Origin of the sequence: Lysinibacillus sp. GbtcB16, assembly GCF_019091145.1 — a bacterium.
GTDB lineage: Bacteria > Bacillota > Bacilli > Bacillales_A > Planococcaceae > Lysinibacillus > Lysinibacillus fusiformis.
On record NZ_JAGXJV010000001.1, the window covers coordinates 125,301 to 146,394 of the forward strand.

The 21,094-nt window shown below is 37.0% G+C and carries 22 protein-coding genes and 1 other annotated feature; of the genes, 14 read left to right on the forward strand and 8 right to left on the reverse strand.

Annotated features, from left to right (window positions below; translation table 11 throughout):
- Nucleotides 1–45 precede the first annotated feature (45 nt).
- Nucleotides 46–855: a Cof-type HAD-IIB family hydrolase gene (locus KVT27_RS00665; protein WP_036123409.1), complete on the reverse strand. Its 810-nt coding sequence runs from the start codon at nucleotides 853–855 to the stop codon at nucleotides 46–48.
- Between the two features lie 121 nt (nucleotides 856–976).
- Between KVT27_RS00665 and KVT27_RS00670 the strand changes: the two genes are divergently transcribed.
- Both KVT27_RS00670 and KVT27_RS00675 read left to right on the forward strand, forming a co-directional pair.
- A complete protein-coding gene (locus KVT27_RS00670) occupies nucleotides 977–1,741 on the forward strand; it encodes a prolyl oligopeptidase family serine peptidase (protein ID WP_036147196.1) in 765 nt (254 codons plus the stop codon).
- A 53-nt stretch (nucleotides 1,742–1,794) separates the two neighbouring features.
- Complete coding sequence (locus tag KVT27_RS00675; RefSeq protein ID WP_036123413.1) at nucleotides 1,795–2,103, forward strand: metal-sulfur cluster assembly factor; 309 nt, start codon at nucleotides 1,795–1,797, stop codon at nucleotides 2,101–2,103.
- A gap of 59 nt (nucleotides 2,104–2,162) precedes the next feature.
- On the opposite strand, the gene KVT27_RS00680 is transcribed toward KVT27_RS00675, so the two are convergent.
- Nucleotides 2,163–2,849 (reverse strand): Crp/Fnr family transcriptional regulator, encoded by a 687-nt coding sequence (locus KVT27_RS00680; RefSeq protein WP_036123414.1) that lies wholly within the window; start codon nucleotides 2,847–2,849, stop codon nucleotides 2,163–2,165.
- A 269-nt stretch (nucleotides 2,850–3,118) separates the two neighbouring features.
- On the opposite strand from KVT27_RS00680, the gene KVT27_RS00685 reads away from it, so the two are divergent.
- Nucleotides 3,119–5,245: an ATP-dependent Clp protease ATP-binding subunit gene (locus tag KVT27_RS00685; RefSeq protein WP_208704701.1), complete on the forward strand. Its 2,127-nt coding sequence runs from the start codon at nucleotides 3,119–3,121 to the stop codon at nucleotides 5,243–5,245.
- A gap of 49 nt (nucleotides 5,246–5,294) precedes the next feature.
- On the opposite strand, the gene KVT27_RS00690 is transcribed toward KVT27_RS00685, so the two are convergent.
- The gene (locus tag KVT27_RS00690; protein ID WP_025116798.1) at nucleotides 5,295–5,489 is read right to left on the reverse strand and encodes a YjzD family protein; all 195 of its coding nucleotides are present in this window, start codon (nucleotides 5,487–5,489) and stop codon (nucleotides 5,295–5,297) included.
- Nucleotides 5,490–5,874: 385 nt separating this feature from the next.
- On the opposite strand from KVT27_RS00690, the gene KVT27_RS00695 reads away from it, so the two are divergent.
- The 3 genes from KVT27_RS00695 to KVT27_RS27480 all read left to right on the forward strand — a co-directional run bounded on the left by KVT27_RS00695 (nucleotide 5,875) and on the right by KVT27_RS27480 (nucleotide 8,418).
- On the forward strand, nucleotides 5,875–6,813 hold the full coding sequence (locus tag KVT27_RS00695; protein ID WP_008181752.1) for a beta-ketoacyl-ACP synthase III: 939 nt from the start codon (nucleotides 5,875–5,877) through the stop codon (nucleotides 6,811–6,813).
- A gap of 30 nt (nucleotides 6,814–6,843) precedes the next feature.
- Nucleotides 6,844–8,085: a beta-ketoacyl-ACP synthase II gene (gene fabF / locus KVT27_RS00700; protein WP_217580487.1), complete on the forward strand. Its 1,242-nt coding sequence runs from the start codon at nucleotides 6,844–6,846 to the stop codon at nucleotides 8,083–8,085.
- Nucleotides 8,086–8,196: 111 nt separating this feature from the next.
- Nucleotides 8,197–8,418, forward strand: coding sequence for a YuzI family membrane protein (locus KVT27_RS27480; protein ID WP_080709365.1), 222 nt, complete (start codon nucleotides 8,197–8,199; stop codon nucleotides 8,416–8,418).
- A gap of 9 nt (nucleotides 8,419–8,427) precedes the next feature.
- Here KVT27_RS27480 and trpS read toward each other — a convergent pair whose 3' ends face one another.
- Entirely contained in the window at nucleotides 8,428–9,417 is a 990-nt protein-coding gene (gene trpS, locus KVT27_RS00705) for a tryptophan--tRNA ligase (RefSeq protein WP_036123418.1), read from the reverse strand.
- A gap of 61 nt (nucleotides 9,418–9,478) precedes the next feature.
- Nucleotides 9,479–9,704 (reverse strand) — a binding site (T-box leader).
- Between the two features lie 486 nt (nucleotides 9,705–10,190).
- Here trpS and spxA point away from each other — a divergent pair.
- From spxA to pepF, 4 genes are all read left to right on the forward strand, one after another.
- A complete protein-coding gene (gene spxA / locus KVT27_RS00710; RefSeq protein WP_025116803.1) occupies nucleotides 10,191–10,586 on the forward strand; it encodes a transcriptional regulator SpxA in 396 nt (131 codons plus the stop codon).
- 435 nt (nucleotides 10,587–11,021) lie between these two features.
- Complete coding sequence (gene mecA, locus KVT27_RS00715; protein ID WP_008181512.1) at nucleotides 11,022–11,690, forward strand: adaptor protein MecA; 669 nt, start codon at nucleotides 11,022–11,024, stop codon at nucleotides 11,688–11,690.
- 180 nt (nucleotides 11,691–11,870) lie between these two features.
- Nucleotides 11,871–12,992 (forward strand): competence protein CoiA, encoded by a 1,122-nt coding sequence (locus tag KVT27_RS00720; protein ID WP_208704700.1) that lies wholly within the window; start codon nucleotides 11,871–11,873, stop codon nucleotides 12,990–12,992.
- 54 nt (nucleotides 12,993–13,046) lie between these two features.
- Nucleotides 13,047–14,864, forward strand: a complete 1,818-nt coding sequence (gene pepF / locus KVT27_RS00725; protein WP_036123423.1) for an oligoendopeptidase F — start codon at nucleotides 13,047–13,049, stop codon at nucleotides 14,862–14,864.
- Nucleotides 14,865–15,249: 385 nt separating this feature from the next.
- On the opposite strand, the gene KVT27_RS00730 is transcribed toward pepF, so the two are convergent.
- From KVT27_RS00730 to KVT27_RS00745, 4 genes are all read right to left on the reverse strand, one after another.
- Nucleotides 15,250–16,059: a DsbA family protein gene (locus tag KVT27_RS00730; protein WP_008181503.1), complete on the reverse strand. Its 810-nt coding sequence runs from the start codon at nucleotides 16,057–16,059 to the stop codon at nucleotides 15,250–15,252.
- Nucleotides 16,052–16,459, reverse strand: coding sequence for a globin domain-containing protein (locus KVT27_RS00735; RefSeq protein ID WP_008181502.1), 408 nt, complete (start codon nucleotides 16,457–16,459; stop codon nucleotides 16,052–16,054). The genes KVT27_RS00730 and KVT27_RS00735 overlap by 8 nt, the downstream gene beginning before the upstream one ends.
- A gap of 216 nt (nucleotides 16,460–16,675) precedes the next feature.
- Complete coding sequence (locus KVT27_RS26565; RefSeq protein WP_248287728.1) at nucleotides 16,676–17,443, reverse strand: lytic transglycosylase domain-containing protein; 768 nt, start codon at nucleotides 17,441–17,443, stop codon at nucleotides 16,676–16,678.
- Between the two features lie 28 nt (nucleotides 17,444–17,471).
- Entirely contained in the window at nucleotides 17,472–18,059 is a 588-nt protein-coding gene (locus tag KVT27_RS00745; RefSeq protein WP_036123425.1) for a CYTH domain-containing protein, read from the reverse strand.
- Nucleotides 18,060–18,186: 127 nt separating this feature from the next.
- On the opposite strand from KVT27_RS00745, the gene KVT27_RS00750 reads away from it, so the two are divergent.
- From KVT27_RS00750 to KVT27_RS00765, 4 genes are read left to right on the forward strand one after another with little or no spacing between them, the layout of a single operon-like run.
- On the forward strand, nucleotides 18,187–18,570 hold the full coding sequence (locus KVT27_RS00750) for a UPF0738 family protein (RefSeq protein ID WP_036123426.1): 384 nt from the start codon (nucleotides 18,187–18,189) through the stop codon (nucleotides 18,568–18,570).
- Between the two features lie 53 nt (nucleotides 18,571–18,623).
- Nucleotides 18,624–19,295: a GTP diphosphokinase gene (yjbM, locus tag KVT27_RS00755; RefSeq protein WP_008181494.1), complete on the forward strand. Its 672-nt coding sequence runs from the start codon at nucleotides 18,624–18,626 to the stop codon at nucleotides 19,293–19,295.
- Entirely contained in the window at nucleotides 19,292–20,086 is a 795-nt protein-coding gene (locus KVT27_RS00760) for an NAD kinase (protein WP_025116813.1), read from the forward strand. Before yjbM ends, KVT27_RS00760 begins: the two co-directional genes overlap by 4 nt.
- Nucleotide 20,087: 1 nt before the next feature.
- Entirely contained in the window at nucleotides 20,088–20,996 is a 909-nt protein-coding gene (locus tag KVT27_RS00765; protein ID WP_254636025.1) for an RluA family pseudouridine synthase, read from the forward strand.
- The last annotated feature ends 98 nt before the right edge of the window (nucleotides 20,997–21,094 follow it).

The window sequence follows — 21,094 nt, forward strand, 5'->3', positions numbered from 1 at the left end:
GTTAAACTGGTAAAAATGGTATGGTAACTTGAACTTACTACGTAACTATGATAATTTCAAGCGTTCGATGAGTATTTTTGCAATCCCATCATCATTATTTGTAGTAGTTATTTCATTGGCAATATTTTTAAGGCTTGATATACCATTCCCCATCGCTACGCCAAGTCCAGCATATTCGATCATCTCTAAATCATTGTCTTCATCACCAAAAGCAATAATACGTTCACGTGGAATACCTAAATCCTTTGCTACGTGTGCAATGCCTACTGCTTTATTTAAGCCACGTCGAACAATCTCTATAATATGAAGAGGTGCGCCCCAACGACGGTGTTCAATAACTTCAGCGTGCACTGCCTGTAAGTGGTCGCGAATAATGACAGAATTGGCTTCATTTGCCTGTATCAGTAAACTTGTAGGATTATCTAAGAGATGTGTGTATAAATCCCCAAGTGTAATTTTCGGATTACCCATATTAAAAATATTTAAGATGCGATCATCCTCTGTGTGTACATAAATATCATCCTTCACCTCAGCAATGATATTTTCATACTCGTAACTATTAATGGAATTAACGACATCATGGACAACACTTAAATCAATGGGAGTATGCATATGCTGCCAAGAGACATTTTTAGGGTGATGCACATAGGCTCCATTAAAATTGACTATTGGTGTTGTAAGCCCAAGCTCATGATAATAAATATCACTGGCACGGTATGGACGGCCAGTTGCAATCATTACTTGATGTCCTTGTTCCTTAGCCTGCAATAATGATTTTTTTGTTTTTGCGGAAATTTGTTGTTGGTCTGTTAATAAAGTACCATCTAAATCCAATACGATTAAATGCGGTTTCATAGCTTGTTGCCCCTTTCCTATAGTTTGAATAGTATCTCTTTGTCTTTCATTCGTCAAAATTTTGTCACAGTGAAAAAAGTTTGCTAACATAAAGATGAGACAAGAGTTGGGAGTGACAAGAATGTTTGTAGAAAAAGAAATGTGGGGAAATATTCCTTTATTACATATACATACAGACAATATGAATGAAGATACCCCGGTAGTGATCTTTTTACATGGATTTATGAGTGCAAAAGAACATAACTTACACTATGCATATCAGTTGGTGCATAAAGGGGTGCGTGTCCTATTACCAGATGCAAAATTTCATGGTGACCGTAGCGAAGGTCTCACAGAGATGCAAATGAACTTGAAATTTTGGGATATTGTTATAAATTCTATTCATGAAGTGGAACAATTATATAATGAATTAAAGAATAAAAATTTATTAGCTCATCATAAAATTGGCATAGCAGGTACGTCTATGGGTGGTATTGTGACATCAGGCTGTCTTAAGCTTTATGATTGGATTCAAACGGCTGCAATATGTATGGGTGCGCCTGGTTTTATAAAATTGGGTGAATACCAATTGCAGCAATTTACAAAAAGTGGTGTCAATTGGCCCATGACAGAGGAAGATGTGCAAAAGATTAATGAGGTCCTAGGAACCTATGATGTCAGTCTAACTCCTGAAAAATTTGCAGGACGCCCGATTTTCTTTTGGCACGGTGAATTAGATAAAACTGTACCTTTCCATGAAACCTATAAATTTTATGAAACATTACGGGAATACTATCAAGCAAACCCTGAAAATTTAACATTCATGGTGAATAAAAAGGCTGGACATACTGTACCACGTGACGGAATGTTAGCAGCGACAGATTGGCTTGCAGAGCATTTGGCATAATATGATGCATCTGCTATGATAAGGTTAACACTATGATGGAAGGAGAAATGGGAATGGATCAAGATATGAAAGATAGCATGTTAGGTGCATTAGAAAACGTAATTGACCCTGAGCTTGGAATTGATATCGTCAACTTAGGTTTAGTATATGATGTAGAATTAGATGATGAAGGTGTAGCGACGGTTACAATGACGCTAACATCGATGGGGTGTCCACTTGGCCCAGTAATTGTGGATCAAGTGAATACAGCATTAAATGAACTTCCGGAAGTGAAAAGTACAAATGTAAACATTGTATGGAATCCACCTTGGTCAAAAGATAAAATGTCACGCTATGCAAAAATGGCATTGGGTGTACGCTAATAGTGGCTATTAAAAATCCCTGCTTATAAGAAATAAGCAGGGATTTAGCATGTAACGAATTAATCGATACGGCATACTTGTAATGGACAATTTTCGCAGGCAATCTCATTTTTTAAAAATTGTAAATCATGAATAGTAATAAAGCCTTTGTCAAAAGTCAAAATGTCATGTTTTTTTAAATCATTCAACATACGATTGATCATTTCACGACTAGTCGCACACAAATTTGCAATTTCCGTATTTGTTAGTTGAAACTCAATAAAAATGGAACCATCCTCTAAAGGTTTACCATACGTATTAGATAGACGAATGAGTGTTGAAAACAAGGCACCCTTTTTACCATTTAACACTAAATCACGCAAACGACTCTGATGTTTTAAATTTTCTGTCTGAAGCCACTTCATGTATTCCACCATGATTGTAGGCTGTTCTTCCAGTAAATGTTCTAATGACTTTCGACTTAAAACATATAGCGTAGCAGATTCTAAAACTTTTGCAGTCATGGAGTTATAGACAAGGTTACAAAATAATGAACCCTCTCCAATGATACTATCAGGACCACATATACGAATCGTCAATTCCTTACCTGCCTCAGTTTCTTGACTAATCGATATAACACCTGACTTAATATAGTATATTTCCTTTGACCGTTCACCCTCTAGAAAAATTTTATTCCCTTTATTTACTTTAATAAAAACACCATGCTTTTGAAAAAGGTCCATAATTTTTTCAAACATATTATCCATTGAAACCATATCTCCAACACATCGCTTTCTTTTTGTAATAAATGGCGATTATTACAAAAGGACAGTGGATTTTTCGATACTAAAACATAGAAACATACTATTATTATAACGTAAATTTTCATGAATAAGTGTAAAAATTTAGTGCTATTTCTTTGCGAAGAACTGTCGAGTGATGTAAAATAAAGTTAGTCAAAGAAGGTCAAACTTTTAAAAAGAACCAGAATGGGTATAAAAATTATGCGAAATATTAAAGTAAAGGAGTGCTAGTTATGCAATTTCAACAAACAGATAATCAAAAGCCATTAGAGCAATTTGGACGTAATTTAATAGAAGAAGTTAAAAATGGCAAAATGGATCCTGTCATTGGGCGCGATGAGGAAATTCGAAATGTCATTCGCATCTTAACGCGTAAAACAAAAAATAATCCTGTATTAATTGGTGAGCCAGGAGTTGGTAAAACAGCGATTGTAGAAGGTTTAGCTCAACGTATTGTGAAGGGTGATGTACCAGAGGGCTTGAAAGAGTGCGTGCTATACGAGCTGGATATGAGTGCCTTAATTGCAGGTGCAAGCTACCGTGGCCAATTTGAAGAGCGTTTAAAAGGCGTGTTAAAAGAAGTGAAAGATTCAGAAGGTCAAATCATTTTATTTATTGATGAAATTCATACAATTGTAGGCGCAGGCAAAACGGATGGCGCTATGGATGCAGGAAATATGTTAAAACCCATGCTAGCTCGTGGTGAATTACATTGTATCGGTGCTACTACATTAGATGAATATCGTATGTATATTGAAAAAGATCCTGCCTTAGAACGCCGATTCCAGCAAGTTCTTGTACGTGAGCCTTCTATTGAGGATACTGTGTCTATTTTAAGAGGCTTAAAAGAGCGCTTTGAATTACATCATGCAGTACGTATTCATGACCGTGCGATTGTGGCCGCAGCAGAACTCTCCAATCGTTATATTACAGAGCGATTTTTACCAGATAAGGCGATTGATTTAATCGATGAGGCATGTGCAATGATTCGAACAGAAATTGATTCAATGCCACAGGAACTTGATGCCGTGACTCGTCGTATTATGCAGTTAGAAATTGAAGAACAAGCGTTGCGTAAGGAAAAGGACGAAGCAAGTAAAAAGCGTCTGGAGCAATTACGAGAGGAATTGGCAAAGTTAAAAGAGTCCTCTGAAGGAATGCGGCAACAATGGGAGGCAGAAAAGGAAAAGCTACATGATATTCAGAAAAAACGCGAGACATTAGATAAGTACCGTCGTGATTTAGATGAAGCGGAAAGTAAGTATGATTTAAATAAAGCTGCAGAATTACGTCATGGTAAAATTCCAACACTTGAAAAAGACATTCAGGTGCTCGAAAAAGAATTAGAAAGCGGCGCAGAGTCCCGTATTTTACGTGAAGAAGTGACAGCTGAAGAAATCGCAGCAATTGTTTCTCGCTGGACAGGTATTCCTGTGACAAAATTAGTGGAAGGCGAGCGCGAAAAACTATTACGTTTAAAAGATACATTACATGAACGCGTAGTTGGCCAAGATACAGCTGTTCAATTAGTAACAGAGGCTGTATGGCGTGCTCGTGCAGGTATTAAAGATCCGCATCGTCCAATTGGTAGCTTTTTATTCTTAGGTCCGACAGGTGTTGGTAAAACAGAGCTTGCTAAGGCACTAGCTGCTCAATTATTTGATTCAGAAGATCATTTTATTCGAATTGATATGAGCGAATATATGGAGAAGCATAGTGTGTCTCGCTTAGTTGGTGCTCCTCCAGGGTACATTGGCTATGAGGAAGGCGGTCAATTAACGGAAGCTGTCCGTCGTAACCCTTATTCTGTAGTGTTATTAGATGAAATTGAAAAAGCACACCCAGATGTGGCTAATATTTTATTGCAAATTTTAGATGACGGAAGAATTACAGATAGTCAAGGACGTATGGTCAATTTTACAAATACCGTAGTAATTTTAACGTCGAATATCGGCTCTAGTTATTTAATGGAGGCAAAAGATGACGATCCAACCGTTGAAGACTTGGTTATGACTGCTCTCAGACAGCATTTCAAACCAGAGTTATTAAACCGTATGGATGATATTATCTTTTTCCATGCCTTATCAAATAAACACTTTACAGCAATTGCTTGGAAGTATGTAGAGCAGTTAATTAACCGTGTGGCTGAACAGGAAATTACATTAGCTGTCGACCAAGAAGTTATTGATTGGGTTGTTCTACAAGGAGCAGATGCTCAATTTGGGGCAAGACCACTAAAGCGCTTTGTACAACGCCATATCGAAACGGCAGTGGCTAAGGAACTGCTACGAGGCGAGGTATTGCCTGGAGAAACATTGCATGTAAAAATGCATGATGGCCATTGTATAGTGGAAAAATAACAGAAAAAACCTGTTTCGCATAATGCGGAACAGGTTTTTTCTAGCTGAATTAATGATGGTCTGCAGCTTCTGGTGTAGGATCGTTTGGAATGATTGCTCCAATAATAAAAATTAAGATGGAGAATACAACTGAAACGATTGCCCCTGTCTTAAAATCAAATGGTGCACCAAGTACAGAGCTGACTACATAGTTTAACATTGAAACTAGTAGGAATGACCATACGAACGTTACGATATATTGCATTAATTTCACCTCAACCGAACTTTTTTCATCATAAGTTTTTACTCATATTCATTATCATATCATAACATAAATCGAAAAAAAATGAATCTTTTATGTGAAACATGGCGAATTTGTCACAACAAATACAAGGTTTTGCATTTTATAATTCTCAGGTATTTTTTGCGGCATTCAATTTGCCAAAGTATGCAAACCTGAAAAAGGGAATTTGGAAACTCTATAGACTTCAAGCTATACGTAGTATAAGGCTAAGCTTACTTTCAATAACAAAGAAACGACTCGTTCAATACACAATAATTTTAAATCATCTTGCGTCATTCCTTTACTATGCGTTATAATTATGACCAGTTACTAATAATTGATAGTAAGAAAGCTGAGGGGTTGCTATATGAACGCTGGTATTTTAGGAATAGGCAAATATGTTCCTGAGAAAGTCGTGACAAATTTTGATTTAGAAAAAATAATGGATACTTCGGATGAGTGGATTCGTACGCGAACAGGCATTGAAGAACGTCATTTTGCGGCAGATGATCAGGAAACTTCAGATTTAGCAGTAGCCGCTGCTAAAGAAGCTATTGCAAAAGCGGGTATTACGCCTGAGGAGATTGGGTTAATACTTGTAGCAACTGTCACACAGGATCAAACTTTCCCAAGTGTAGCATGTATGGTTCAGGAACAACTCGGAGCAGTAAATGCTGCGGCGATGGATCAAGCAGCCGCATGTGCAGGATTTATATATAGTTTAGTGACAGCTAAACATTTTGTAGAGGCAAACACTTATAAATATGTCTTAGTAGTAGGTGTTGAAAAGCTGTCAAAAGTCATTGATTGGAACGATCGAAATACAGCAGTATTATTCGGTGATGGCGCGAGCGCAGCAGTTGTAGGGCCAGTATCTGAAGGCAGAGGTATTTTATCATTTGAGCTTGGTGCAGATGGCACAGGCGGTAAAAATCTTTATTTAACAAAACAAGATACAATTGCCATGAATGGTCGTGAAGTATTTAAATTTGCTGTACGTCAGATGGGTGAATCGGCTGTCAGTGTGTTAGATAAAGCAGGATTAACAAAAGAAGACGTAGATTTTTTAGTGCCGCATCAGGCGAATATACGTATTATGGAATCTGCTCGTGAGCGATTAGAGCTACCACCAGAAAAAATGTCAAAAACGATTCATAAATATGGGAATACTTCTGCAGCATCGATTGGTATTTCCTTGGTAGATGAGCTTGAAGCAGGTAAAATTAAAGAGGATGATTTATTAGTCCTTGTTGGTTTTGGTGGCGGCTTAACATGGGGTGCCGTAGCCATGAGATGGGGAAAATAAGTAGGAAAAATGCTTGAGGGGAGTAAGACAATGAGTAAAAGACGAGTAGTAATTACAGGAATTGGCGCAGTTACACCACTAGGAAATAGCATCGAAGAAACATGGGCGAACATTAAAGCTGGTAAATCTGGCATTGGTGAGCTAACACGTTTAAATAAAGAGCTTTTTGCAGCCAAAATTGCAGCAGAAGTGAAAGATTTTGATATTGAAAAATATATTGATCGTAAAGAAGCTCGAAAGATGGACCGCTTTACACATTATGCATTAGCTGCTTCAATCATGGCTATGGAAGATGCACAGCTAACAATTGATGAGGAGTTAGCTCCACGTGCGGGTGTTTGGATTGGTTCGGGTATTGGTGGAATGGAAACCTATGAGCAACAGTTTTTAACATTCCAAGAGCGCGGGGCAAGACGAGTTAGCCCATTCTTCATTCCAATGATGATTCCAGATATGGCTTCAGGTCAAGTGTCGATTCATTTAGGTGCAAAGGGAATTAACTCTTGCTCAGTAACAGCATGTGCTTCTGGAACAAACTCAATTGGAGATGCTTTTAAAGTTATTGAACGTGGGGATGCAGATGTTATGATTTCAGGTGGTGCGGAATCACCAATCGTAACAATGGCTGTCGCAGGTTTCTGTGCCAATACTGCATTATCTTTAAATCAAAATCCAAGGGAAGCATGCCGTCCATTTGATAAAAATCGTGATGGATTTATTATTGGTGAAGGTGCAGGTATTGTCATCTTAGAAGAATACGAACATGCAAAAGCTCGTGGCGCTAAAATCTATGCGGAAGTATTAGGTTATGGTGCAACAGGTGATGCTCATCATATTACTGCTCCAGCTCCAGAGGGTGAAGGTGCCGCACGTGCAATGATGCAAGCATTGACAGATGCTGGTGTAGAGGCATCTCAAGTTGATTATATCAATGCACATGGTACTAGTACGCCATATAATGACTTATTTGAAACACAAGCTGTTAAAACTGCTTTCGGTGACCATGCTTATAACCTAGCTATGAGTTCTACAAAATCTATGACAGGACACTTATTAGGGGCAGCAGGGGGCGTAGAAGCTATTTTTACCGCTCTTGCACTTAAAGAAGGTATATTACCACCAACAATTAATTTAACAGATCCAGATCCTGATTGTGATTTAGATTATGTTCCAAATGAAGCGAGAGAAGCAAATATTCAATATGCAATGAGTAATTCTCTTGGTTTTGGTGGTCATAATGCAAGTCTTCTATTTAAAAAATATGAAGCATAAATAGTACATCTAAACTCAAAAAACGTCAGCCAAATTTAATTGGTTGACGTCTTTTTTTATAGTTTTGTGAATAAATGATAAGTAAGAAGAAATAGAAAGGATGCCGTTACATTGTTCCGTCTCTTTTTATTTTTAGTAAGCTATGGTCTCATGATCCTCTCAATAGGGAATCTTATATTGTATTTAAATTACCGTACGCTAGGGTACTCTTGGAAAGTTGTGTTCAAATTTATTTTTCAAACTACGGAATTTTATATGGCGGTTGGTGCTTGTATCATCATATGTGCTGTCGTTCTTGATATAGGCTTTGATCGAACGTCAGATAAGCTATAAATGAAATGATTAGCGGCGTGCACGCCCAAGGCCCATTGCCTCTTCCATACGTTTTAATGTGGCACTGGCAATTGCATTTGCTTTTTCAGCACCTTCATCAAGGATGACGTCTAATTCAGAGGATTCTACTAAATGATAGAATTTTTCTTGAATTGGCGTCAGGTGATCGATTACAGCAGTAGCTACACCTTGCTTGAAGCCACCATAGCCAATGCCTTCATATTTTTTAACGAGATCATCAATAGAAATACCTGAAATAGCCGATTCAATCGTCAATAAATTTGAAACACCTGGTTTATTTTCTACATCAAATGCTACGATACCATCAGAATCAGTAACAGCTGATTTAATTTTTTTCTCAATGTCTTTTGCTGTGTCTAGCAATCTGATTGTCGCCTTTGTATTGGGATCAGATTTGCTCATTTTTTTTGTTGGCTCTTGTAGAGATTTAATGCGAGCACCAGCTTTTGGTAATTGAATCTCTGGAATTGTTAAAACGTCACCATAACGTTTATTAAAGCGTTCTGCTAGATCACGTGTTAACTCGATATGTTGTTTCTGATCATCGCCCACTGGGACAATATTTGTGTTATAAAGTAGAATGTCTGCAGCCATCAATGGTGGGTATGTTAAAAGAGCAGCAGAGACACTCTCTTTACCATTAGATTTATCTTTAAATTGTGTCATACGTTCAAGTTCACCGATAGATGCAACACACTGTAACATCCATCCTGCCTGAGCATGTGCTGGCACCTCTGATTGAATAAATAATGTAGACTTTTTAGGATCGATGCCAGTTGCAATATAAGTAGCAGCAAGCTTACGAATACTTTCTCGTAATTCCTTTGGATCTTGAGCGACTGTAATAGCGTGTTGATCGACGATGCAATAGATTGCATCTCCTTCATCTTGAAGGGCAGGGAATTGCTTGAAGGCTCCTAAGTAGTTCCCTAAAGTTACAATTCCTGTAGGCTGTACACCTGAAAAGATGGTTGTCATGAAAATTTCCTCCTCGAATTCAAATAAAAAACATCACGCGTCCTCATTAGACTTTTTCTAATGAAGGGACGAATGATGTTTGAATCCGCGGTACCACCCAGCTTGCCTTAACGGCCACTCAGCTTCGTAACGTGAAGGGACGAGCCTTGCTAGTAGTTTCTATTCATGAAACGTTCACAAAGCTAACTCGGAAGTCCATTCCATATGCCCCACGATCTGTTTTCACCAACCACAGACTCTCTAAACGTTTCATTAACATATGTACTACTCTTCGTCAGCGTTTTTCTCAATTTAACATGAAATTGATTTTATTGCATTGAATTATATTATAAAGATTTCATTGTGTAAAGTCAGACTTTTGGCGGTGTTTTTTTTAGAGAAAAAATTATATGCTTTTTTTGTTGTGTAAATTTGTTATAAAAAGAAACTTTTTTATTAAAATTAACTTGTGGTGTACATGTCGAATTGACAATTTTCTCGTTTATTTTAGGTAAATGAGAACAGCGGAGCGACGTAAAAAGATGTTTAAAATACACTTAAAGTGGGAATAGTAGTAGTAGTTCGGAATGTTGTGAAAAAAGTATATACATTAAAAGGTATATAAAAAGACAGAAAATTTAGCAAGACGCTCATTCTTTTTTTTATTGGAACTATATTCAAAAACAGCGGAGTGCTGTATAATGGTACTGTGTATTTTACATTACATTAATTCTAATTTAACACACTGGTTTATAGATATGATTACAAAATGAAAGGATGTGTCAGAACGAATGATCGTAACTCTATTTACATCACCAAGTTGTACCTCTTGCCGTAAAGCGAAAGCATGGCTAGAGGAGCACGAAATTCCCTATACAGAACGTAATATATTTTCTGAACCACTAAGTATTAGTGAAATTAAAAAAATCTTACGTATGACGGAAGATGGCACAGATGAAATTATTTCAACGCGTTCTAAAATATTCCAAAAATTAAATGTAGATGTGGAAAGTTTACCTTTACAACGTTTATATGAATTAATTCAGGAATATCCTGGTTTATTACGCCGACCAATCATTCTAGATGAAAAACGTCTACAAGTTGGCTATAACGAAGATGAAATTCGCCGTTTCTTACCTCGAAAAGTTCGAGCATATCAGTTGCAAGAAGCACAAAGAATGGTGAATTAATTTTATCTATTCTGAATAAAATAAGTAGTAGATGTTACAGATGTGAGATGCATATTGTGACATCTATTTTTTTATGTTTTACTTATGTAAAACCTGCTATATAAAGTATAATAATTAATAGGGCAAAGTCATATATTTCCGTTAAAGTATGTTAAACTTGATTTAAGTTAAATAGTTTACTACAATTTCAATAATTCAAATATCTTCTGTGAAATGGTGTATATCCTTTTCATTTTATGACAGAACAGCATACAATAGTGTTAGAGACAACTGTAAATAAAAAAATTTAATGTTTGCAGTTCCTCGTGTGGTTTTACTGGTGTGGTCAAAGGTTGAAAAACAAATGCAGTATGAAGGTTAAAAACAAAGAATAAAAGCATACTAATGAAACAAAACTGTTTTTCGACATATGACAGTGAAGGGAGATGAGGTCTAGTGGACATCGAACGTGTAAATGAAAATACACTTAAGCTCTTTATTACGTACAATGATATAGAGGATCGCGGCTATAGTCGTGAAGAAATCTGGTACAATCGAGCAAAGGGTGAACAGCTTTTTTGGGATATGATTGATGAAGTAAATACGGAGGATTATTTTGATGTAGAAGGTCCGATTTGGATTCATATCAATGCATCTGAAGTAGGCTTAGAAATCATTGTCACACGTGCACATATCTTAAAAGACGGTGAAACATTAGATGGTCATTCGAATTTTGATGAACACAAAGAGATGTTTGCACCATTCGATGAAGTTGGGGACGATCTTCTTAGCCAACTAACTCAATTTGGTGACATGGATGAATCAGAATTATTTATGGATACAGACATTTATGTATATAAATTTAAAGATATTGATGAGTTAATCCCTGTTGCAAAACGAATGACGGACGAATTAGTGGATTCCTCATTATTTAAATATGAAAATTGGTACTATTTAGTGGTTGATTTCGGAAATGCAGATGAAGAATTAAATCGTCACGATCGAAATGCGGTCATCAAAGAATTTTTAACGCCATCTAATTTTACGATTCATCGTTTAGAGGAGTACGGCGAAAAAATAATGGAATTTAATTGCTTTGAGACAGTTCGAAAATACTTTGCTTAAGCATATGTTTACTTGATTTTTTAGACTGTAGTGAACTCGGTAAATTTATCGAGATTCACTACAGTTTTTTTATACGAAAAGCTCAGTAGTGTGGCATTTCATAAATTTCAAGAAAAAACAGCTTTTAATTTGTGATAGCTAATAATTTTTACTATAGTTGGCCAAAAAGGAGCTGATTATATGCTAATTGCCTATAATAATTTACAGCAGCTTTTTCACGCATATCAATATACGAGAAAAGCATTGCAGACATATAGGCGCCAGATGACATTTTTTTGTCCTCAATGTCTAGAACCAGTTCATTTAAAAATTGGTTCCTATAATATCCCGCATTTTGCACATCATACGCAAAGTCAATGTCCGAAATTATTTGCTGAAGGTGAATCAAAACTTCATTTACAAGGTAAAATTCAATTGTTTGAATGGCTACAAAAGCTTGGACATAAAGTGAAGTTGGAGCCTTATTTAACAGAGCTTTCTCAGCGTCCAGATTTGCTTGTTGCGTTAGAAACTAACAACGTCGCACTGGAATTTCAATGTAGCCCACTTACTCATCATAAATGGCAGGAGCGGACAACAGGCTATGAAAAAAATAATATTCAAGCCATTTGGCTCTTTGTAACGCCTCAAAGATACGAAGCAATTAATGGAATTAGAAAAATAAGTATTCCTCCATTACTACAAAAGTCATTCATGCCTACTTCAACAGGCCTTCCTTATTTAATGACCTATAATGCCAAGACAGCCTATTTTGAATATTGGACGAATCTCCTTTATGTGCATGGGCATACTTTTATAGGGAAAGTCCAAAAAATCCCCATAGATAAGCAACGCTTTCCATTTTATTTACCAACTTGCATTTCCTTAGAAGAATTTCAACAGTATTGGCAGCTATATAAACATGCTTGCCAGCAATTTGCAAATAGGCGCCTCCTACACAGTAAACAAGGGGTGCAGGATACATTTTTACGAAGTTGTTATGGGTTGAATTTTTCTATTTCGGCAATGCCTTCTTATATTGGTATTCCGGTAAAAGATGGGACAGCAATTTCACTATTTTCAAGTGAATGGCAAACGATGCTGTTGCATTTTAGTCAACAGTTAGGTTTAGAGCCATATGAATTAAAAAAACACCATATTCAAAATTTTCTCATGCAGTCTCACTTAGAATATACCAGACAGGCAGTTAAAGCTATTCAACAATATAGCCTCATTTTGAAAGGAATAGAACAAGATCAGAAACTACAGGATATTTGTGAGATAGTGTACGCGCAATTATTTGCAATTGCCGCAATATACTGAGAAAATATGAGAGTATAGGGAAAAAAAGCACATTTAAAGGGGGCTGGCATGCACATGGCTAGTAACAGTAATCAAATTTTGGTACGAAATGAGGTACCTGAAGAATTAACATGGCGATTAGAGGATATTTTTGCATCCGAAGCACTTTGGGAAGATGAGTTCAAGGAAGTTGCAGAGCTTGCTAAAAAAGCATCTAGTTTTGCAGGTACTTTAAATAATGGAGCACAAGCATTATTAGCAGCTTTACAGTATCACGATCATATTTATGAACGTGCAATGAAGCTCTACACATATGCTCATATGCGCTATGATCAGGATACGACAAATAGTTTTTATCAAGATATGAATAGCCGTATTCAAACATTGGCAACGAGTATTTCTGCTGGTCTATCATTTTTAACGCCAGAAATTTTGGCATTAAATGAAGAAACAATCGAAAGCTATTTAGCTGAAAATCAAGATCTACAATTGTACAAGCAATCATTAAAAGAAATAACAATGGCACGTCCACATGTCTTACCAGCGGAACAGGAAGCATTACTCGCTCAAATGTCTGAGGTAACTGGCACTGCCTCTAATACATTCAGCATGTTAAATAATGCGGATTTGGAATTCCCTTACGTGAAAAATGAAGATGGGGAAGAAGTACAACTTACGCATGGTAACTATATCAAGTTTTTAGAGAGCAAAGAACGCTCAGTTCGTGAAGGTGCTTTTAAAGCCATGTACGCAACATATGGCAAGTTTAAAAATACGTTCTCGTCAACGCTAACAGGGAATGTGAAGAAACATAATGTGAGTGCTCGTATTCGTCATTATGACTCTGCACGTGAGGCAGCAATGTCTAATAATTTCATTCCTGAAAATGTTTACGATCAACTAGTAGAAACGATTCATAAGCATTTACCTGCGATGCAGCGCTATATTTCGTTACGTAAGAAGCTTTTAGGTGTGGATGAATTGCATATGTGGGATTTATTTGCACCTCTTGTAAAAGAGGTGGAAATGAAGGTTACTTACGACGAAGCTAAAGATATTTTAGTGAAGGCTTTAGCGCCATTAGGTGAGGAATATCAAAACATCGTTCAAAACGGACTAGATAACCGTTGGGTAGATGTTTTAGAGAATAAAGGGAAACGAAGTGGTGCATACTCATCCGGTGCTTATGGAACAAATCCTTATATTCTAATGAATTGGCAAGATAATGTGAATAATCTCTTTACGTTGGCACATGAATTTGGTCATAGTGTTCATAGTTATTATTCAAGAAATAATCAGCCATTTGTTTATGGGGATTACTCTATTTTTGTCGCTGAGGTTGCTTCAACATGTAATGAAGAACTATTAAATGACTATTTACTTAAAACCATTGATGACCCTCAACAAAAAATCTACTTGCTAAATCATTGGTTAGACGGTTTCAGAAGTACAGTTTTCAGACAAACAATGTTTGCTGAATTCGAACACCTAATTCATCAAATGGATAAGAATGGTGAGTCTTTGACAGCCGATCGATTGACTGAAGTGTATTATGAACTTAATAAAAAATACTTCGGTGATGATATGGTTGTGGATGAGGAAATTGGTTTAGAGTGGGCACGTATTCCGCACTTCTATTATAATTACTATGTTTATCAATATGCGACAGGTAAATCGGCAGCTACAGCATTGAGTAAACAGATTTTAGAGGAGGGTGAACCGGCTGTAGAACGTTATATTAATAACTTCTTAAAAGCAGGTTGCTCGGATTTCCCAATTGAAGTATTAAAGGCAGCAGGTGTTGATATGAACGTCGCGAAGCCAATAGAGGATGCTTGTAAAGTATTTGAAGAGCGTTTAATTGAATTAGAAAAATTATTGTTAAATAACTAATTTATTGGGCTATAGGAATATTCCTATAGCCTGTTTTTTTTATAGCCAGCTTTAATTGAATGGAAAGAATAATGATTTTTTTTGATTTATAAATACTTTAAAAGAGTGCATCTTGGAAAAATACTGTTTGAAATCGCTTTCTATTTGACAAATTTGTGAATCTAGTATTGGATTCATTGCTAAATATATTATTCCATGATAGAGTAATTCTTGTGAAATAAATCACAAAACAAACATACACCCCTTTGTTTGAACGTGAACATTTCTCCCATCCCCTTTGTGAAAAAGAAGCGTCTCTATCGGTCGAGGATAGAGGCGTTTCTTTGTTTTTATGTAATAAAATAAGGACTCAACTAATGATTATTAGCTAAGTCCTTAACGTGTATTATTTAAGACGCCATAATGTAGCGTGAGTTGTCTGGATTCGTTCAATCTTTTGTTGCAGCATACGTTTCTTTAGTTCACGTTCGGCTGCTTGTTCTGTTAATGAATAGATAAATGCTATTTCATTTGTAGAAAGTGTATGGAATTTTGAAAATAAGTCCTCTATTGATGGTAAAGGCTGACGTACAAGCTGTTCATTGAGCATTTCTTCTAAAATATGTTCATAAACTTCATAGGCATAGCTACCACTAACCTTTAGTCCCTCATCTTCTATACATTCATTGAAAAATACAATACTTGGGACTTCGTCAACTTCCATTTCACGTTTAATGTATAAATCACATTGGAAAGCTCGTGCTGCTTCCTTTGAGCCGAAGTCAACGGTAAATTCATTCATATCTAGTTGAATATCCTCTGCGATCTTTAAAAGAGTAGCATAGGAGTTTACATCTTGATGGCTTAGTAATACATATTCTTGTAATTTCGATAAATATCGTGCACCTGCGCGTTTGCCCTGTAATTCGGCCGCTTTAATAGCGATAGAAGGTAATACAGGGTGATTAATATCTAGCTCTATGCCTGATATACAACCCTTTACACGCTTGCTTAAGCAGTTTAAAGAGGTAAGCTCAGTGCTTAGAACAAAGCGCCAAGTGAAGTAATGGTTGTATTCAAGCTGTAATTTACGAAGCACAGCCTGCATACTAAAAGCTTCAGGACAAAGTGGATCTACGAAAATATACAATTCAATAGGCTTATTGGCAGTAGAAATCGTTGGCGTTGGTTCTTGTAGCATTTGAATATTATTCACGTAACAATTCCCCCTCATCGTCATTAGGCGTATTAACCATGTGATGAGCTGTTAATACTAAACGTTGATAATAAGTTTCACGGAACTTCCCTTCCAAACCTACTTCATCCATAGCTTCTGACATACATTCCAGCCAAGCTTGTGCGCGATCTGGTGTAATCGGAAAATTCATATGACGTGCACGCATCATTGGATGTCCATGTTCTTCAGTAAAGAGATTTGGTCCACCTAAATACTGTGTTTGAAATTGAATTTGCTTACGGGCTGTCTCTGTTAAATCCTCTGGAAAGATTGGAATAAGATCAGGATGCTGAGCAACTCTTTTATAGAATGCATGAATAAGCTCTGCCAGTTTTTCAGCCCCCAGCTCCTCATAAGGAACAGTGTATTTTCGACTCATAAGTTATATGCTCCTTTAATTCTTTATATCGTAAAGTACCATTTATATACTCCGTCATTAAAATGTGAATTTCTTGTGACTACCTTCATTCTATCAACGTCTTTTCGTTTTCACAAATAAAGAGCTCTTTCGAATTGTTGTTCGCTATAAAAGCACAAATTTCACCACAGAGGGTGAAATTTGTTGGAAAATAGATAGATAGTAAGAAAAATGCGATTACACTGTGAAGTAATTCATTACTTTTTTGACATAATTCTGTGTTTCTTTGAAAGGAGGGATGCCTCCATATTTTGTGACACGAGAAGCGCCAGCATTATAGGCTGCTAATGCTAGTGTAGGATCATTATTAAACTTATCTAGCATTTGGCGCAAATATTTTGCCCCAGCCATAATATTTTGCTCTGGATCAAAAGCATTGGTAACTCCTAGATACTGTGCTGTTTGAGGCATTAATTGCATCAAGCCCTGCGCTCCTGCATGACTAACTACAGATGGATTAAAATTAGATTCTTGTTTTATAACGGCTGCAATAAGCTTCTCAGGTACACCATAGGTTGCTGAGGCCTTTTCTATAATAGCAGCATATTGATCTGCTCCTGCCAAAGAGTTTGCATAGGCAGTTGAGCCAATAACATTATCTGAAACATAGGAATCGAGTTTTGTATGTCCATAAGAGCTTGCTAATGCCTGCTTAACGGATTCAGGAACGTACACAGCATTAGAACCTTTGTATAACAATGATTCAAGCGTGCCTTCTGAAGTATTAGCTAACTGATTGAAGATATCAGCGCTTGCTGTGCCTAAACCTAGTAAGCTAGAAAGCTTGGCATTGCTGGCAGTTGAAGCGTCCCCTAATAATTCATTCATCATGTCAGAGAAAATAGATTGATTGTCTGTCAAAGCGTTTGTGGATGAACCATCTGTCGATCCAAGTGTTTGTAATGCTTGAATCTCCATTAAAGATCTTAGTGATTGAATATCCAAGAAGTTAGTCACCTTTCTTTTTATACTATTATGAATTTTGCTGCTGTAAAGCCTTCATAAAGCGGGCGATTTTCTTATCAGTTTCCTGCTTAGGAATACCATATTGTTGTAAAAATTCGTCGAAGATTGCTTTTCCTTTTATGGCATCTTTTGCTTCATATTCTACCTCATAATCGTCGCACTGCAAATAGTAAGAATGGTCAAAAACAAGAAGTCCCTCTTTATACGGAATTTCGACACGATCTGTAGTAAGTGAGCCAAACACCCGTAATTGGTCTAATGGAATCCCATGAAGGGCAAGTTTTTTGGCAACCTCTTGAGCAAAGAAGCCTTCGCCCTCTAACATTTTCTGGGCTTGATGTGCTGTTAATTGGTCCGTAGTTTCAAGGTGAGCATGCTCAGCATTTTTTTCTTTAAGTGTACATTCATAATATTCACCGATTTGCCTAATGCGCAGTCCACTTTGTAGCTTGCGAATCGCATGAGTAGGTGTGTCGAAATAATGATTTGTTTGACGATGAATAGCATTATTACGAATGTGGAAATCTTGTAATAGTTGCTCGTATTGATGTTTAGTTAGGAGATTTTTAAACTCGATTTCAATTTCTTGTGTCATTTATATTCACCTATTTATTTTTTTATTTTTCATTCGCTGTTTCGCTTGATTTAACATTTACACACTGCAACTATTTACCCTCTGTGCTAAAATAAGAGGAAGAGTACAACGAAAAGGGGAACCGCACGTGCGTAAAATTTATACAATAGAAACATCGAATTTTGAACAAGATCAACTTCATTTTAGTTTAAACGACAATGAAGTAAATTTACAGTTAAAACCTGCTGGACAACTTATTGCAGACTCAGATGATTTTGCATTTATTTATCTACTGGATGCAGGCGAAGACTATCATTACTTGCGTTTTCCACCGAGTAGTTGGGAAAATCTTGTACATATTTTACAAAAAAAGAAAGATCCAATACTACGAATAAGTGAAGAAGCAATCGAGCTTACAAATTTCTACGATGAATTGGAAATGCTCGTGTATAATATTGAAGGAAATTACAATTACGGGGCAGAATTTGTCCAAACAGTGGAACAACACTTCAAGGCAATTCTCGCTGAATAGAAAGACAAAACGAACAGACGGTGTTCGATACCGAATGTCGGGAGGTTTTTGTGATGGGACAATGGGAAATATTTTTAAGTCCTTATAAACAAGCAGTAGATGAACTAAAAGTAAAATTAAAGGGCATGCGTTCGCAATTCGGTATTGTTAATGCCAATTCACCTATCGAATTTGTAACAGGTCGTGTAAAGCCCTTAGCAAGTATATATGATAAAACATTGGAAAAAGGGTTAGCTTTTGAGCCATCTAAACAACTTGGTGATGAACTTGGTGATATTGCCGGTCTTCGAATTATGTGTCAATTTGTTGATGATATTGCTACAGTAACGGAGCTTATTCGTCAACGAAAAGATATGCGTGTAGTGGAAGAACGCGATTATATTACACATAATAAACCAAGTGGTTATCGCTCCTACCATATGATTGTTGAATATCCTGTTGAAACGATCCAGGGGAAAAAGGTAGTGTTAGCCGAAATCCAAATACGAACACTCGCTATGAATTTTTGGGCATCTATTGAGCACTCTTTAAATTATAAATATAAGGGCATGTTCCCAGAGGAAATAAAAAATCGCTTGCAAAGTGCGGCTGAGGCAGCATTTCGCTTAGATGAGGAAATGTCATCTATTCGTAGTGAAATTCAAGAAGCACAGGCGTATTTCAGCGAATACAAGGAAGCATCGAATCCTAATTTACTATCGGAGAAGGAGCGTGACTCACAATGAAATTTGCGATTCAATCACGTCGAGATGCACAATCCAATGAGCTAATGGAGCTAGCTAAAACCTACTTACAGGATTTTGGCTTAACGTATGATGAGGAAGCACCAGAAATTGTTGTCTCTATAGGTGGAGATGGGACGCTTTTACATGCCTTTCATCGATATTCTCATTTATTAGATCAAGTGGCATTTGTCGGCATCCATACAGGACACCTAGGTTTTTATGCAGACTGGAAGCCTTCAGAATTAGAAAAGTTAGTTTTGTCCATTGCTAAAAAGGATTTTAATGTGGTGGAATATCCGCTGTTAGAAGTGAAGGTGGAGCATCATAATGCAGAGTCAAATACGTATCTAGCTTTAAACGAGGCAACAGTTAAGTCGCCAGATGTCACACTTGTAATGGACGTTGAGTTAAATGGCAATCAATTCGAACGTTTCAGAGGAGATGGTCTTTGTGTGTCAACTCCTTCTGGAAGTACAGCCTACAATAAAGCACTTGGAGGAGCAATCATCCATCCAACTTTAGCAGCACTTCAAATTACAGAAATTGCATCGATTAATAATCGTGTATTCAGGACAGTTGGTTCTCCATTAATTTTACCCGCCCACCATCATTGTGTTTTACGTCCAGTAAATGAGCAAAATTTTAATATGACTGTGGACCATTTACAAATTACACAGGGTGATGTAAAGGCAATTGTATTTAACGTAGCTAATGAAAGAGTACGTTTCGCACGTTTCCGTCCATTCCCATTTTGGGAGCGTGTGCATGAATCTTTCGTTGCAAATGAGTAAGATGGATTCAAGATTTACATTGCGCTTTATGGCTAAGAAAGAAGGCCAATTATTACGAGAAGCTCTACAAGAATGGCGTATATCTAAACGAGCATTAACAGCTATAAAGTTCGATGGAGGGTTATTAACGGTGAATGGCATCGAACGTAATGTGAGACATGCCCTTCGAGTTGATGATTGTGTGGAAGTGACATTTCCTCCTGAGGAAAAGAGTGAGGGGCTCATAATCGAGCATGGTGATTTGGCTATTGTATATGAAGATGATACAATCTTGGTGTTAAATAAACCGGCTCACCAAAGTACGATTCCCTCACGTGAACACCCAACCAATAGTATTGCCAATCTAGTTTGTGGCTACTTTGAGCAGCAAGGATTACCGTCCACTGCACATATTGTAACGAGACTTGACCGAGATACTTCAGGTTTACTCTGTATTGCTAAGCATGCACATATTCATCATTTAACAGGCTTGGCTCAGCGTAATGGGGAGATTTCAAGGCAATATGAGGCAATTGTCCACGGACATGTTGACCAGGATAACCAATCAATCGTGGCACCTATTGGGCGTAAAGAAACGAGCATTATTGAGCGAGAAGTACGTGAGGATGGGCAATATGCTCATACGGATGTAACCGTCATCCAACGTTTTTATATAGGGGCTGAACCGATGACACATATAGGCCTTAAATTGCATACAGGACGTACACATCAAATTCGTGTACATATGTCGTCTTTAGGTCACCCACTTGTGGGTGATGAACTTTATGGAGGTAGTCGACTTCATATGGACCGTCAGGCACTACATTGTGTGTCCTTAAATATGACACATCCCTTAACAAGTGAACATTTGCAGTTCACTAGTATGCTTAATGAAGATATGCAAAATTTGCTTAAAGGATCTTCCGCTTAATATTGTGATAAGGAGATGTTCGCACAACGGGCATCTCCTTATCATTTTTGATAGTAAATAAAGGGTTCTTTACACCTTGTTCATTTGACAAGTACAAA